Here is a 15859-nt window from a genome sequence, read left to right on the forward strand (position 1 = left end):
TAATGAGGAGAGACAAACAATGGCTAAAATAATAGTAAAAAAGAGTAATCCACTTAAAGGTAGTGTTAGAATAGATGGTGCAAAAAATGCTGTATTACCAATAATAGCAGCAACTTTATTAGCAAAAGGAAAATCAGTACTTAGAGAAGTCCCAAATTTAAAAGATGTACATGTTATATCGGATTTATTAAGACATTTAGGTGCTGAAGTTGAATATAGCGGAACTACATTAACTGTTGATGCAACTAATTTAAAAACTTATGATGCTCCATATGAATTAGTAAGAAAGATGAGAGCGTCTTTCTTAGTAATGGGACCATTACTAGCAAGATTTAATCAAACTAGAATATCTATGCCAGGGGGATGTGCTATAGGTACTAGACCAATAGATTTACATTTAAAAGGATTTAAAGCTTTAGGTGCAAACGTAGTAATGGATCATGGGTTTGTAGAAGCTAAAACAGATAGATTAGCAGGCAGCAAGTTATACCTAGATTTTCCATCAGTAGGAGCTACTGAAAATATAATGATGGCAGCAGTATTAGCAGAAGGAACTACTATAATAGAAAATGCTGCAGAAGAACCAGAAATAGTTGATTTAGCTAACTTCTTAAATGAAATGGGAGCAGATGTTAGAGGTGCAGGAACAAATACAATAAGAATAAAAGGTGTAAAAGAATTAAGAGCAACAGAACATGATGTAATACCTGATAGAATAGAAGCTGCTACTTTCATGGTAGCTGCAGCTATGACAAAAGGTGATATAACTATTGAAAATATAATTCTTGAACACTTAAAACCTGTAACTGCAAAATTAAGAGAAGCTGGTTGTGAAATTATAGAAATGGATAATTCTATAAGAGTAATAGGTCCAGAAAAGTTAAAATCTATAGATATAAAAACTTTACCACACCCAGGTTTTCCAACAGATGTTCAAGCTCAATTTATGGCTATGCTTACTGTTGCAAAAGGAACTGGAGTAGTTATAGAAACAGTATTTGAAAATAGATTTATGCACGTTGCTGAATTCAATAGAATGGGAGCAAATATTAAAATAGAAGGTAGAACGGCTGTTGTAGAAGGTGTAGAAGAGTTAAATGGAGCTAAAGTAAATGCCACTGATTTAAGAGCTGGAGCTGCATTAATACTTTGTGGTCTTATAGCAGAAGGTGAAACTGAAATAGGAGAAATTTATCATATTCAAAGAGGATATGTAGATATAGATAAAAAAATAACTGCATTAGGTGGTAATATAGAGATAGTTGAATAATAATTAGTAATAAAAAAATGGGTTTTTTCATATATTTAAGAAGCTTAAATCTTAGGAGGAAGATATATGAAAAAACCTTTTATTTTTATTTTATTGCTATCTCTTTCGTTGGTTATAGTATCGGTAATTGGAAGTTTAGTGTTTTATGGAGACTCGGGAACCTCAACTGTAAAGAATAAAATTACTAAAAAAATTGCTAAAGATATTACGTATGAAAAAGTAGACAAGGAATCACCAAATATAAATGTTTACAAAGTAAATGAAAATAAAATAGACAAAATGGATATTGAAGAATACCTTTATGGAGTATTATCTAGTGAAATGCCATCAACATTTGATGTAGAAGCTTTAAAAGCTCAAGCTATAGCTGCTAGAACTTATGTTATGTATAAAATGGAAAATAACATTACATCTGGACATAAAAATGCAACAGTTTGTACAAACTCTGCTCACTGCCAAGCGTACACATCATATAAAGATTTAAAAAATGTGAAGGGCGAAGACTGGATAAAAGGTGATTATGTTAAAGTAAAAAAAGCCGTAGATGATACTAAGGGTCAAATTGTAACTTATAATGATAAGGCAATTTTACCTTTATATTTTTCAACTTCTTCAGGTAAAACTGAAAATAGTAAGGATGTTTTCTCAACTCAATATCCATATTTAGTATCTGTTAATAGCCCATATGAAGAACAATCACCTAAATACTCGACTACTTATTCAATAAAAAAGAGTAAGTTTATTAAATACATAAAAAATATATATCCACAGATAAACATATCTTTAGACAAATTAGATAAGCAAGTGAGTATAGTGAACAGGACGGAAGGTGGATGTGTAAAAACAGTTGAAGTGGGAAATGTTAAAGTAAGTGGAACTGATATGAGAAAAATATTGAATTTAAATTCCGCTAACTTTACAATAAATTATAATAATGATGAAATGAACTTTACTGTAAAAGGCTATGGCCATGGTGTAGGAATGAGTCAATGGGGCGCAGAAGGAATGGCAAAAAAAGGATACAAGTATTATGATATATTATTTCACTACTTTAAAGATAGTAAAATAAAAGATATGTATTAATATACCAAAAATGTAAAAATGTTGTATAAATATTAATTATTAGTTAATAATCTAAATATGTATTAATATATTTGGAGGTACAACATGAAAAAGAAATTATTAGAAAAGGATGCTTTTTATCTATCCTTGTTTATATGTGTCTGTATTTTAGCCATTGGAGGAATTTGGTTTACCAACAAAAACGTAGATAATTTATTATCGAAAAATACTCCAACAAAAAGTGAAGATGAAATACATTTAACTGAAGACGAAAAAAATGATGTTCTTCCAACTGCTACAGATTCTGATCAAAACTTAGCAAAAGCAAAAGAAGCTGAACATAATAAAATAAGCTACTTAGGAAATCAAGTAATAAGAGATTATTCAGAAAAAGAGCCAAGCTATTCAGAAACTTTAGAAGTTTGGGAAATACATAAAGCGTTAGATATAGAAGCAAATGAAAATCAAGAGGTTAAATCATTAACTCCAGGTACTGTATTAGATGTATATGATGACGATGAATATGGTATGTCTGTAAAAATTCAATCTGGTAAAGATACTGAATTTGTATATTCTAGTTTAGGTAAGAATATTACAGTAAAAAAAGGCGATGATATAAAAGAAGGCCAATGTATAGGGTATGCAGGTAATACTAGTGATGTAGAATGCTTAAGTGGAGTACACGTGCATTTAGAAGCATACAAAAATAACACAGCTATTAATCCAATGAGTTTATTAGAATAAAGCTTAACAGGTTCAATCATATTTGGTTGGACCTGTTATATTTTTTGACTTTCTCTCATATATATCAATAAGGATATGATGTTAGGGGGGAAGGGAGTGAGATCCTATATAGAGGAAAGAGCAGTTATTGTAGCAAAATATATATTAGAAAAAAATACTACAGTAAGACAAACCGCTAAAACTTTTGGTGTAAGTAAAAGTACTATTCATAAGGATGTAACGGAACGATTAGAAGAAATCAATCCTTCTCTAGCTTTAGAAGTTAAGAGAGTTTTAGAAAAGAATAAATCAGAAAGACATATTCGAGGTGGTATGGCAACAAAGCTTAAATATGAAAGTGAAAAAAAAGTGTAGGTATATCCTGCACTTTTTTGAATTTAAAAGCTTTTAGTTAAATAATGATGTCTGGGAGTTTATGTCAAAAAACGACATGAAAATTTAAAAAATTAAATTATAAAAATAAATAATAGTATAAAATAAAAATAAAAACAATCTTAGTAAAAAATGTACTATAAAACCTGCATTTTTTTCTTGACTTATATTATTTTTTTGTATATCTTGTAACATAGAGGTCTTTAAAGAGAAATCAAATAAAGTTTAATATATATGAATAATAAAAGGAGTGAAAATATGGCTGGAGCAGATATAGGAATAGATTTAGGCACGGCAAATGTCTTAGTTTATGTAGATGGTAAGGGCATAGTACTAGAAGAACCATCGGTAGTTGCAATTGAAAAAAATACAAATACAGTTTTAGCAGTTGGAAATGAAGCAAGAAAAATGATAGGGAGAACACCTGCCAATATAGTGGCAATAAGACCGTTAAAAGATGGTGTTATTTCTGATTATGAAGCAACTGAAAAAATGTTAAAATACTTTACAGAAAAGATAGTTGAAAAAAAAGGATTTAGAAGACTTGTAATGCCAAGAATAATGGTATGTGTGCCAACAGGTGTAACAGAAGTTGAGAAAAGGGCAGTAGAAGAAGCCACAAGAGAAGCAGGAGCAAGAGAGGTATATATAATAGAAGAACCCATTGCAGCAGCTATAGGCGCAGGTATGGATATATCTTTACCAAATGGAAATATGGTAATAGATATAGGTGGAGGAACTACAGATATAGCTGTTATATCTCTTGGAGGAGCGGTAGTTAGTGACTCAATAAAAATAGGCGGAGATAAGTTTGATGCTGCCATAGTAGCGTATATTAAGAAAAAGCATAACCTTCTTATAGGGGAGAGAAGTGCAGAAAAGCTAAAAGTAGAAATTGGAACAGCTATGAAAGATAGTGAAGAACAATTTATGAAAATAAGCGGTAGAAACATAATAAAAGGCTTACCAGAAACTATAGAAGTTAGTTCACAAGAAATAGCGGAAGCATTAGAAGAATGTATAAAGCAAATCGTAGCTACAACTAGAGTTGTATTAGAAAAAATACCACCTGAATTAGCAGCAGATATAAGTACGTCTGGTATAGTGATGACTGGTGGGGGAGCTTTATTAAAAAATTTAGATAAGAGAATTGAGGAAGCTACAGGAATTCAAGTAATAGTTGCCGACGAGCCTTTATCTTGTGTTGCAAGAGGAACAGGTTCATCATTAAGCACATTAGATTTACTAGAAACTGGCGGAACATTTAAGAGAAGAAATAAAAAATAGTATAAAAGGGCTGTCATAATAATTTTAATTAGTATGTACAGCCCTTTTTAATATAAGTACACAGATGACTCTATTTAGGTGGAGAGTAAGATTGATAGAGCAATAGTTTCAGCCAATTCTAAAATAAAATGAAGTCGAACATTATTAAATGAAAATCTATTATTTTCATCTACTTTATCTACAATACCTACAATTGAATGTGATCCAATTTGCGGGAGTTTTTTACCTACGCCTTTACCTGGTAGAATTGGTCCTTTTCTAATTTGAATGTTTCCTATATTATTTATAGAACCTAAACAGGCATCAATAGCTAAGAATTCACTGTTAGGATGCTTTTCTTTTATTTGATCAAAAGATTCATATATGTTCAAGGCATGAATAGGATTATCTAGGGTACCGTAAACTGGGTATTTAAAGTCGCTATTTTTAAGCATAGTACCGACTAAAGGACCTAAAGCATCTCCTATAGCACGATCTGTTCCTATACAAATAACAACGGTATTTTCATTAATTATATCTTTGAGTATTAAGCTTAATATTTCTATAACATTTTCTTTTTTGTAATGCACTTTGGCTAAATACATAGGAACTTACCTCCCTTCAAAAATATATGAACTACATAATAAAAAAATACATAACTTTAATCAACATAAAATCACTTATACATAATCATATGATGAAAGCTTAAATAGTGTTCTTAAAATAAATAAAATCTTGACACTATAAAAAAAAAGGGTTATCATATACTTGTTAAAAGTAATAATAAAATATATGTGTAATCGTGATTACACCTTATCAAGAGAGGCAGAGGGACAGGCCCTGTGAAGCCCAGCAACCACTCCCATATTGGGGAACGGTGCTAAATCCTACTTAACGGAAACGTTAGAGAGATGAGGTTAGTTAATTATAATTTTTATGTGATAATTAACCTCTTCTGTTAAAGAAGAGGTTTTATTTTTACCCAAATTGACAAAAATAGATAATAAAAGGAGGAAATACAATGTCAAGACATTTATTCACATCGGAATCAGTAACTGAAGGTCATCCAGATAAAATGTGTGACCAAATTTCAGATGCAATATTAGATGCTTTATTAGAGAAGGACCCTTTATCAAGAGTAGCTTGTGAAACAATAACTACTACAGGATTAGTATTAGTAGCAGGAGAAATATCTACAAACGCTTATGTAGATATACAAAAAGTAGTTAGAGATACAGTAAAGGAAATAGGATATACAAGAGCTAAATATGGCTTTGATAGTCAAACTTGCGCTGTGATAACTGCTATAGATGAGCAGTCATCAGATATAGCTATGGGTGTTGATGAAGCTTTAGAAAGTAGAAGTGGAGAACAAACGGAAGAAGAAATTGAAGCTATAGGAGCAGGAGATCAAGGTATAATGTTTGGGTTTGCGTGTAATGAAACTCCAGAATTAATGCCATTACCTATATCTTTAGCACATAAGCTATCTAGAAGATTAACAGAAATAAGAAAAAATAAAACTGTAGATTATTTAAGACCAGATGGTAAAACTCAAGTTACTGTAGAGTACGATGGAAATAAGCCAGTAAGAGTTCATACTATATTAATATCTACTCAACATAGTGAACATGTAGATAATGACACTATAAGAAAAGATTTAATAGAGTTAGTAATAAAAGAAGTTATACCAGCAGATTTATTAGATGATGAAACTAAGATATATATAAACCCAACAGGTAGATTTGTTATAGGTGGACCACAAGGAGATACTGGTTTAACAGGAAGAAAAATAATAATAGACACTTATGGCGGATATTCTAGACACGGTGGAGGAGCATTCTCAGGAAAAGATGCAACTAAGGTTGATAGATCTGCTGCATATGCTGCTAGATACGTTGCTAAAAATATAGTAGCTGCTGGACTTGCAGATAAGTGTGAAATAGAGTTAGCTTATGCTATAGGCGTTGCTAGACCTTTATCTATATTTGTAGACACTTTTGGAACTGGAAAAGTTTCTGAAGCTGAATTAGTTGAATTAATAAATAAAAACTTTGACTTAAGACCAGGTGCTATAATAAGAGACTTAGACTTAAGAAAACCAATTTACAGACAAACAGCTGCATATGGTCACTTTGGAAGAACTGACGTGGATTTACCATGGGAAAGAACTGATAAAGCTGAAGCATTAAGAGAACAATCTTCAATAAAATAATTTTAATGATTAACATAAATAATAAAGAGTTGTATAAAATACGGCTCTTTATTTTTTTTACATTAAGTGATAACATAAAATATATTTATAATACTAATAATTATAAGTAGGCGTTAATAAATGATTTTAGGAGAATTGAAATGGAAAAATTACAAGGAATGGTTAGTGATATAGTCTTTAAAAATGAAGAAAATGGTTATACCATAGCCTCTTTAGCCAATGAAAATGATGAAATAACTATTGTAGGATGTATGCCAACTTTGTCTGTAGGAGAAAGCATAGAAATAGAAGGAAAATGGGTAAACCATAAAATTTATGGATCTCAATTTGAGGTGCAAAGTTTTATACCTGTTACACCATCTTCTCTTGAGGGTATCTATGTTTATTTATCTTCGGGTATGATACATGGAATAGGCGAAAAAATGGCTAAAAGAATAGTAGATAAATTTAGTGTTGATACTTTAGATATTATTCAAAATACTCCAGAAAGATTAACTGAAGTAGAAGGAATAGGTATTAAGAAAGTAAAACAAATCCAAGAAAGCTATGAAGAAAATAGAGAACTTAGAAATATAATAATACAACTATCTCCTTATGGAATAACTCCTAATTATTGTTTAAGAATATATAAAAAATATAAAGATAAATCCTTGGAAGTGATAAATAAAAATCCATATAGACTAGCAGAAGAAGTAAGAGGTATAGGATTTAGAATTGCCGATGATATTGCTAGCAAAATAGGTATAGACAAATATTCTCCAGATAGAATTATGCAGGGTATTTTATTTACTTTAAACCAAAGCTTGGGAAGTGGTCATACATATTTACCTAAAAGAATATTGATTGAGCAATCAGTCAAAATTTTAGGTGTAGAACCTAAATATGTGGAAAATGGAATTATGGATTTAGCATACGATCAAAAAGTACATTTAGAAAATATGAACGGAGAAATACTTATCTATTTGATGATGTACTATATATGTGAAAATGGTGTATGCAAAGAAATAGTAAAGCTATCTCAACATGAAACGAAGGATTTACATATTAATATAGAAGAAGAAATAAAAGTTGTTGAAAAAGAAGATGAAATAAGTTTGGCGAACAATCAAATCTTAGCAGTAAAAGAATCTATAAATAATGGAGTAACAATTATTACAGGTGGTCCTGGTACAGGGAAAACTACAACGATAAATACTATAATAAAAATATTTGAAAATAATGACCAAAAAGTAGTGCTATGTGCTCCAACAGGTAGAGCGGCTAAGAGAATGAGTGAAACTTCAAATAAAGAAGCTAAAACTATTCATAGATTGCTAGAAATGGGTTTTGCTACAGATAGTGATGAACTAGTCTTTTTTAAAGATGGAGAAGATCCAATAGATGCTGATGTGATAATATTGGATGAAGCATCTATGGTTGATATTATATTAATGTACAATCTTTTAAAAGCTATAAAATTAGGAACAAGATTACTTTTAGTAGGAGACAGTGACCAATTACCGTCAGTAGGGGCAGGAAATGTTCTAAAAGATATTATTGATTCCAATGTAATAAAAACTGTACGATTAAATGAAATATTTAGACAAGCAAGAGAAAGTATGATAATCGTAAATGCTCATAAAATAAACAATGGAGAGCCATTATTTTTAAATGTAAAAAACAAAGATTTCTTCTTTTTAAGAAAAAATAACAATGAAGAAATTTTAAATGAGATAATAGGGCTTGTAAGTGAAAGACTTCCTAAGTTTTATAAATTTGATAAATTAAAAGACATACAAGTATTAACATCAATGAGAAAAGGCGATTTGGGAGTAAATAACTTAAATATAGAATTACAGAAATATCTAAATCCACCTAATAAGTATAAACAAGAAGAACAGTTTGCCAAAAGGACTTTTAGAGTTGGAGATAAAGTTATGCAAATTAGAAATAACTACACAAAAAAATGGGAAACAGAGGACAAAAGTGATAGAGGTGAAGGTATATATAATGGAGATATTGGATATATATTTCATATAGATAAAGATAAGAAGACTGTTTTTGTAATTTTTGATAAGATAAAAATCGCTTCTTATAAATATGATGAACTAGACGAAATTGATCACAGTTTTTGTACAACAATTCATAAGAGTCAAGGAAGTGAATTTCCAGTAGTAGTTATACCCATAGTTTGGGCACCACCTATGTTGTTAAGTCGTAATTTACTTTATACAGCAGTTACTAGAGCAAAAAAGCTTGTGGTATTAGTTGGTGATGTTAAATACTTAGAACAGATGATTAAAAACAATAGAATAAATGACAGATACTCTAATTTATCATATAAATTAAATAAATTTATAAAAGAAGGGTTGCTAAGTAAATAATAATGAAACTTATATCAAAGTTAATTACAAATAATATAAAGGAAACTATTAAAATTGTAATAAATTATATTTATCCTAGAAATATAACTTGTATAATTTGTGATAATCCTATAAAACTAAAAAATCCTTATTCCCTTTGCAGAAGTTGTTTTAAGGAGTTAAGGTTTATTTTAGATGGATGTAACAAATGTGGAAAACCTATAGTAAATAGAAATTTGGAAAGAGAAAGTTTAATTGAATGTAACTATTGTTATAATAAAACTTTTTATTTTGATAAGGCAATCGCATGTATAGAATATGATGATATAAGTAAAAAGTTAATTTTAGATTTCAAATATAAAAGTAAAACTTATTTATGTAGGTATGTAGCCTATTTAATGAAAGAAAAAATTATATTAGAAGATATAAAGGCTGATTATATACTGTTTGTGCCTTTACATAAAAAAAGATTAAAGAAAAGAGGATTTAATCAAGCAGAAAAAATAGCTAATAAATTAAGTGATTTGATTAATATACCTGTGCTAGATTGTGTTAGCAGAGAAAAAAATACAAAAAAGTTATATAAATTGAATAAAGAAGATAGAGAAAAAGAATTAAAAAATGGTTTTAAGGTAAAAGATAATATTAATCTTATTAAAAATAAAAATGTAATATTAATAGATGATATTTTTACTACAGGATCAACAGCAAATGAAATATCTAAAGTATTGAAAATAAACTCTGTAAATAATATATGTATATTTACATTGCTTACAACCTGTGTAGATGTATACGTAAAGGAATAAAATTCTATTGACAGAATTGTTTTAAGCCGTTAAAATAGTAATATGTTTCAGGTCTGTGGTTGCAAGTCCAAGCCAGACGCAGGCTAAAGGATCCACGTAAGTTAACACTAAAAATTGGGTTAATGATCATGGTGCGTCTTAGATGTAAGACCTACCGGTATTAAAATCGAGATGGTTAGTAGTGAGGCAAACCCGAGCGAAAGCTGCAGTAGGCGAGTGTGGGGTCAAAGACCAGGTCAGCTGAAACAATAAGTACCTATAGAGGTACTTTTTTTTTACAAAAAAAGAAAATGATTTTTAAAAAATGTTTATAGATATTACTAAAATTGCATAATATAAAGATATAGATTTATATTAAATAAAGTATATGAGCATATTGAGAATATGATTAAGTTACAATTGTTATTAATGAATAAAATAATTAACAATGTATAATTACTATATGTGGATAAACATTAAGCACTAAAATTAGACAATATACACAGTTTATAAAGTTATCAACAAAGTTATCAACATTATCCACAATTAATGTTGATTAATAATCCACATTAATATAAAAGTAAATAAAAAAATACATAAAACTATTTTTTACGACAGTATATAAAAAAATAAAAAGCTAACAATAAAAAAAAGGAGAAAAACAATTAATATAGAATATATTATTAAAGCATAAATACTAATACACAAGGTAAAGTATAAAATTACATGTACTTTACATAAGTGAAGGGAGATGTTCTTATGAAAATAATAATAGCAGGAAAAAAATTAGAACTTACAGATGGAATAAAAAACGCAATAGAAGATAAGTTAGGAAAGTTAGAACGTTATCTTAATCCAGAAACTGAAGTAAAAGTAACTGTAAGTGCAAAAAAAGCAGCTCAAAAAATAGAAGTAACAATTATCCCTATAAGTGGACCAATTATTAGAGCAGAAGATAGTGAAGAAAATTTATATGCTGCAATTGATGTTGTTTATGACAAGCTTAAAAAACAAATAAGAAGATACAAAAATAAACTACAAGATAAACATCAATCTAAGGAAGAAAGTATTAGATTCCAAATTGATGAAGGAATAGAAGAAGATGATGAAAGTTTAGATATAGTAATAGAAAGACGTAAAAAATTCGATATGAAACCAATGAGTCCAGAAGAAGCAGTATTACAAATGGAATTAATAGAGCATGGATTCTATATGTTTAGGAATATAGATAGCGATGAAATATCTATAGTATATAAACGTGAAGATGGTGGTTATGGTTTAATAGAGCATGAATAAGGTAATTAATTATTAAAAATATTCAAGGCTATCGATAATTTTATCGATAGCCTTTTTATATTGAGTTAAATATTTATTTTAATAAATTAAAATAGAATATGGGTGTTATTAAAAAGCATAAGTAGAATTAACTTTAAGTTTTGAAAAATAAATAAAGGTTTATACTATTAATATGTAAATGATTGAGTAAAAAACTATATTTTGTTATCATATAAAATGTAGAATGAAAAATTTAACAAACACAAAAGACTATAATATAAGGGGGAGAAAAGGAGATGATAATTTGACAGAAATATTACTTATTATAGTAATAGTGCTTTTAATCATAAATATCTTCATATGTACAAGGCCTAAAGATGCGAACTTAGAAAAATTTAGTGAGGGTATAGAAAAGAAATTTGATAGTATAGAAAAACTATCTAGACAAGAGTTTTATACAAATAGAGAAGAGTCAAGAAGAAATGAACAAGAAAATAGACAAGAAATGAAAGTTTCTATAGATAGTTTAACATCATCTATATCAAGACATATTATGAATCTCTCTACACTTCAACAAAATCAATTTGATATAAATTCAAAAAGTTTAGAGAATACATTAAATTCTTTTAATGAAAATATGATGAAAAGCTTAGACAATCTTGCTCAGTTACAAAATGAAAAGCTAAATCAATTAACACAGGTAACAGAGGATAAATTTACAAGGCTGACTAAGTCAACAGAAGATAATCTAGAAAAAATGAGGGTAACAGTAGACGAGAAGTTACAAAATACTCTAGAAAAAAGATTAGGTGAATCATTTAAAATGGTTAATGATAGGTTGGAGCAAGTCTATAAAGGCTTAGGGGAAATGCAAACTCTAGCAACGGGAGTCGGGGATTTAAAAAAAGTGCTTTCCAATGTTAAAACAAGAGGTGTATTGGGAGAAATTCAGCTGGAACGTATATTAGAACAATTTTTATCACCAGAACAGTATGCTAAAAATGTTATTACAAAAAAAGGTTCTAGAGAAACTGTGGAATTTGCAATAAAGCTTCCTGGCAAAGACGAAACAAAAGATACAATATATTTACCTTTAGATGCAAAATTTCCTTTAGATATTTACAATAAACTAATAGATGCCTATGAAGGAGGAGAACAAAAATTAATAGATAGCGCCTCTAAAGAATTAGAAAAGTTTATTAAAAAATCAGCTAAAGACATTAGGGATAAGTATATAGACCCTCCAAATACTACAGAGTTTGGTATTTTATTTTTACCAACAGAAGGTTTATATGCCGAGGTTATTAAACGTCAGCAACTAGTTGAGGATTTGCAAAGACATTTTAAAATTAATATAACAGGACCAACCACATTAATAGCGCTTTTAAATAGTTTACAAATGGGATTTAAAACTTTAGCTATAGAAAGACATTCTAGTGAAGTATGGAAAGTACTTGGGGCAGTTAAAACAGAATTCTCTAAATTTGAAACAGTACTAAATGCTGCTCAAAGTAAACTGAATCAAGCTAGTTCAGAAATAGATAAATTAGTAGGAACTAGAACAAGACAAATTAATAGAAAGTTAGAAAGTGTTGAAAAATTAAGTCATGATCAGGCTTATGAATATATAGCACCATCAAAAGATGATGAATTTTAAATAAATATTGAAGAGTAGTTAAAACTATATTTATGAAGTATGATTATACCTGATTAAGTTAATATTTAATATTAAATCATGAATTTTTATGTTAAAATGTATAATAGTATAATAATACAATGAGGAGAGATGCATATAATGGGTTTTTTAGATAATTTATTTAATATGGCAGATAAAAAAGAATTAAAAAATTTCCAAAAGATTGCTGAAAAAATCAATGATATGGAACCAAGGTTCGAGTCTATGAGAGACAAAGAACTTAAAAATATGACAAATGAATTTAAAGACAGATTATTAAAGGGCGAAACATTAGACGATATATTACCAGAAGCTTTTGCAGTAGTAAGAGAGGCATCAAAAAGAGTTTTAGGACTTAGACAATATGATGTTCAGCTTATAGGTGGAATGGTGCTTCATCAAGGTAGAATAGCTGAAATGAAAACTGGTGAAGGTAAAACGTTAGTTGCTTCAGCACCAGTATATTTAAATGCACTTGAAGGTAAAGGTGTACATGTTGTTACAGTAAATGATTACTTAGCAAAACGTGATAAGGAAGATATGGGTAAAGTTTATGAATTTTTAGGACTTAGCGTAGGTGTTATAGTTCATGGACAAACTCCGGAAGTAAGAAGAGAACAATATAATTGTGATATTACATACGGAACTAACAATGAGTACGGATTTGATTATTTAAAAGATAACATGGTTATTCATAAAGAACAAAGGGTTCAAAGAGAGTTAAATTATGCAATAGTTGATGAGGTTGACTCTATATTAATAGATGAAGCTAGAACACCTCTTATAATATCAGGACCTGGAGACAAATCTACACACTTATATACAGATGCAAATACATTTGTATTAACATTAAAAGCTCCAAGTAAAACAGAACAAGAAAAAACTAAAGAAGAAAAAGAAGCACATTTCACAGACGGAGATTATGATATAGATGAAAAGCAAAAAGCTGCATCTTTAACTGAATCGGGTATAAAGAAAGCAGAAGTTTACTTTAATGTTGAAAATATAACTGATATAGAACATACAGAATTATATCACCATATAACTCAAGCTTTAAAAGCTCATGCAATAATGAAGAAAGACGTAGATTATGTAGCTAAAGATGGAGAAATTGTAATAGTTGATGAGTTTACTGGACGTTTAATGTTTGGTAGAAGGTACTCAGAAGGTTTACACCAAGCTATAGAAGCGAAAGAAGGCTTACATGTACAAAGAGAATCTAAGACTCTTGCAACAATAACATTCCAAAATTTCTTTAGAATGTACAAGAAACTTTCAGGTATGACTGGTACAGCTAAAACAGAAGAAGAGGAATTTAAATCAATATACAAAATGGACGTTGTTCTAATTCCTACAAATAAGCCAGTTCAAAGAGAAGACTTAGCAGATGTTGTTTACAAAAACGAAAATGGTAAATTTAATGCAATAGCTGATGAGATATTAGAAAGAAATAAAAAGCAACAACCTATATTAGTTGGTACAGTATCAATAGATAAATCAGAAAAACTATCTCAAATACTTAAAAAAAGAGGAATAAAGCATGAGGTATTAAATGCTAAGAATCACGAAAAAGAAGCAGAAATAGTTGCTCAAGCTGGTAGATTAGGCGCTGTTACTATAGCAACTAACATGGCTGGTCGTGGTACTGACATAATGCTTGGTGGTAACCCATTATTCTTAACTAAAAAAGAATTAAAGAGACAAGGATTTACTGAATCTGCAATAAAAAGAGTAGACACTCATATAGAAGAAACTGAATTAGCAGAAAATGAAGAATTAGCAAAAGCTAAGCGTACATTTGATGATTTATATGAAAAATATAAAGAACAAGCTAAACAAGAACAAGAAGAAGTTAGAAAAGCTGGTGGTTTAGCAATCATAGGTACAGAAAGACATGAATCTAGAAGAATAGATAACCAGTTAAGAGGACGTTCTGGACGTCAAGGAGACCCAGGTAGTTCAAGATTCTACATTGGACTAGATGATGAACTTATGAGACTATTTGGTAGTGAGAGAATACAAGGTGTAGTAGAAAAAATAGGATTAGAAGAAGATATGCCAGTTGAGCATAAAATGTTAACTAAATCTATAGAAAATGCACAAAAGAAAGTTGAAGGAAGAAACTTCGGTATAAGAAAACATGTTCTTCAATATGACGATGTTATGAATAAACAAAGACAAGTTATATATGATGAAAGAGGAAGAGTGCTAGAAGGCGAAGATATAAATGATCAAATTCAAGGTATGATAAAAGATATCATTGTTTCTGCAGTTGAAGCGTATGTAGGAGATAAAGGTATAGAATTAGAAAACTTAAAATCATATCTATATGGATTATTTATGCCAAAAGATAGTTTAGAAGTAGAAGGACTACAAGAATTAAAAACACAAGAATTAAGTGATAGAATTTATGAAATAGCTCATGTTATATATAGAGAAAAAGAAGAACTAATAGGTTCTGAAAGAATGAGAGAAGTAGAAAGAATTATACTTCTTCAATGTGTTGATAATCATTGGATAGACCATATAGATGCTATGGACCAATTGCGTCAAGGTATAGGTCTTCGTGCTTTAGGACAACAGGATCCAGTTATAGCATACAAAATGGAAGGTTTCGATATGTTTGATGATATGGTTAAACATATTCAAGAAGACACAGTAAGATATTTATTTAATATAACTATAGAGCAACAACCAAAAGAAAGAAAATCAGTAGTAGATGTTGATACGTTATCATCGCCAAGTGATTTAGCTGATAAATCTCCAGTAGTTAAGGAAAAAACTGTAGGAAGAAATGAGCCTTGTCCTTGTGGAAGTGGTAAGAAATTTAAACATTGTTGCGGAAAATAGTTC

The 15859-nt window shown here is 29.5% G+C and carries 12 protein-coding genes and 1 riboswitch; of the genes, 11 read left to right on the forward strand and 1 reads right to left on the reverse strand.

Annotated features, from left to right (window positions below; all coding sequences use genetic code 11):
- Positions 1 to 19: 19 nt before the first annotated feature.
- From murA to mreB, 5 genes are all read left to right on the forward strand, one after another.
- Entirely contained in the window at positions 20 to 1270 is a 1251-nt protein-coding gene (gene murA / locus JW646_RS10075) for a UDP-N-acetylglucosamine 1-carboxyvinyltransferase (protein WP_074920298.1), read from the forward strand.
- Positions 1271 to 1336: 66 nt separating this feature from the next.
- Positions 1337 to 2353, forward strand: a complete 1017-nt coding sequence (gene spoIID, locus JW646_RS10080; RefSeq protein WP_074920299.1) for a stage II sporulation protein D — start codon at positions 1337 to 1339, stop codon at positions 2351 to 2353.
- Positions 2354 to 2437: 84 nt separating this feature from the next.
- A complete protein-coding gene (locus JW646_RS10085; protein WP_074920300.1) occupies positions 2438 to 3076 on the forward strand; it encodes a M23 family metallopeptidase in 639 nt (212 codons plus the stop codon).
- A gap of 96 nt (positions 3077 to 3172) precedes the next feature.
- Positions 3173 to 3430 carry a sporulation transcriptional regulator SpoIIID gene (gene spoIIID, locus JW646_RS10090; protein WP_018589986.1) on the forward strand — a complete coding sequence of 86 codons (258 nt, stop codon included), beginning with the start codon at positions 3173 to 3175 and terminating at the stop codon, positions 3428 to 3430.
- 276 nt (positions 3431 to 3706) lie between these two features.
- Positions 3707 to 4735 (forward strand): rod shape-determining protein, encoded by a 1029-nt coding sequence (gene mreB / locus JW646_RS10095; protein WP_074920302.1) that lies wholly within the window; start codon positions 3707 to 3709, stop codon positions 4733 to 4735.
- A 74-nt stretch (positions 4736 to 4809) separates the two neighbouring features.
- Here the strand turns inward: mreB and yyaC are convergent, their stop codons facing one another.
- The gene (gene yyaC, locus JW646_RS10100; protein ID WP_018589988.1) at positions 4810 to 5319 is read right to left on the reverse strand and encodes a spore protease YyaC; all 510 of its coding nucleotides are present in this window, start codon (positions 5317 to 5319) and stop codon (positions 4810 to 4812) included.
- Positions 5320 to 5524: 205 nt separating this feature from the next.
- Positions 5525 to 5632: riboswitch (SAM riboswitch) on the forward strand.
- Between the two features lie 103 nt (positions 5633 to 5735).
- Here yyaC and metK point away from each other — a divergent pair.
- The 6 genes from metK (at position 5736) to secA (ending at position 15856) form a co-directional block, all read left to right on the forward strand.
- Positions 5736 to 6929 (forward strand): methionine adenosyltransferase, encoded by a 1194-nt coding sequence (gene metK / locus JW646_RS10105; RefSeq protein WP_074920303.1) that lies wholly within the window; start codon positions 5736 to 5738, stop codon positions 6927 to 6929.
- Positions 6930 to 7069: 140 nt separating this feature from the next.
- A complete protein-coding gene (recD2, locus tag JW646_RS10110; RefSeq protein ID WP_228417347.1) occupies positions 7070 to 9292 on the forward strand; it encodes an SF1B family DNA helicase RecD2 in 2223 nt (740 codons plus the stop codon).
- A gap of 2 nt (positions 9293 to 9294) precedes the next feature.
- The gene (locus JW646_RS10115) at positions 9295 to 10077 is read left to right on the forward strand and encodes a ComF family protein (RefSeq protein WP_228417348.1); all 783 of its coding nucleotides are present in this window, start codon (positions 9295 to 9297) and stop codon (positions 10075 to 10077) included.
- A 738-nt stretch (positions 10078 to 10815) separates the two neighbouring features.
- Positions 10816 to 11352 carry a ribosome hibernation-promoting factor, HPF/YfiA family gene (gene hpf, locus JW646_RS10120; protein ID WP_074920306.1) on the forward strand — a complete coding sequence of 179 codons (537 nt, stop codon included), beginning with the start codon at positions 10816 to 10818 and terminating at the stop codon, positions 11350 to 11352.
- 223 nt (positions 11353 to 11575) lie between these two features.
- Positions 11576 to 12988, forward strand: coding sequence for a DNA recombination protein RmuC (locus JW646_RS10125; protein WP_228417349.1), 1413 nt, complete (start codon positions 11576 to 11578; stop codon positions 12986 to 12988).
- A 138-nt stretch (positions 12989 to 13126) separates the two neighbouring features.
- Positions 13127 to 15856: a preprotein translocase subunit SecA gene (gene secA / locus JW646_RS10130; RefSeq protein ID WP_272491860.1), complete on the forward strand. Its 2730-nt coding sequence runs from the start codon at positions 13127 to 13129 to the stop codon at positions 15854 to 15856.
- The last annotated feature ends 3 nt before the right edge of the window (positions 15857 to 15859 follow it).

The organism is Terrisporobacter hibernicus (genome assembly GCF_020809405.1).
GTDB lineage: Bacteria > Bacillota > Clostridia > Peptostreptococcales > Peptostreptococcaceae > Terrisporobacter > Terrisporobacter petrolearius.

Bases quoted from the DNA above. Each gene is read 5' to 3' on its own strand.
- metK (WP_074920303.1), top strand. From the start codon at position 5,736: ATGTCAAGACATTTATTCACATCGGAATCAGTAACTGAAGGTCATCCA.
- hpf (WP_074920306.1), top strand. From the start codon at position 10,816: ATGAAAATAATAATAGCAGGAAAAAAATTAGAACTTACAGATGGAATA.
- murA (WP_074920298.1), top strand. From the start codon at position 20: ATGGCTAAAATAATAGTAAAAAAGAGTAATCCACTTAAAGGTAGTGTT.
- JW646_RS10125 (WP_228417349.1), top strand. From the start codon at position 11,576: ATGAAAAATTTAACAAACACAAAAGACTATAATATAAGGGGGAGAAAA.
- mreB (WP_074920302.1), top strand. From the start codon at position 3,707: ATGGCTGGAGCAGATATAGGAATAGATTTAGGCACGGCAAATGTCTTA.
- JW646_RS10085 (WP_074920300.1), top strand. From the start codon at position 2,438: ATGAAAAAGAAATTATTAGAAAAGGATGCTTTTTATCTATCCTTGTTT.
- JW646_RS10115 (WP_228417348.1), top strand. From the start codon at position 9,295: ATGAAACTTATATCAAAGTTAATTACAAATAATATAAAGGAAACTATT.
- recD2 (WP_228417347.1), top strand. From the start codon at position 7,070: ATGGAAAAATTACAAGGAATGGTTAGTGATATAGTCTTTAAAAATGAA.
- secA (WP_272491860.1), top strand. From the start codon at position 13,127: ATGGGTTTTTTAGATAATTTATTTAATATGGCAGATAAAAAAGAATTA.
- yyaC (WP_018589988.1), bottom strand. From the start codon at position 5,319: ATGTATTTAGCCAAAGTGCATTACAAAAAAGAAAATGTTATAGAAATA.
- spoIID (WP_074920299.1), top strand. From the start codon at position 1,337: ATGAAAAAACCTTTTATTTTTATTTTATTGCTATCTCTTTCGTTGGTT.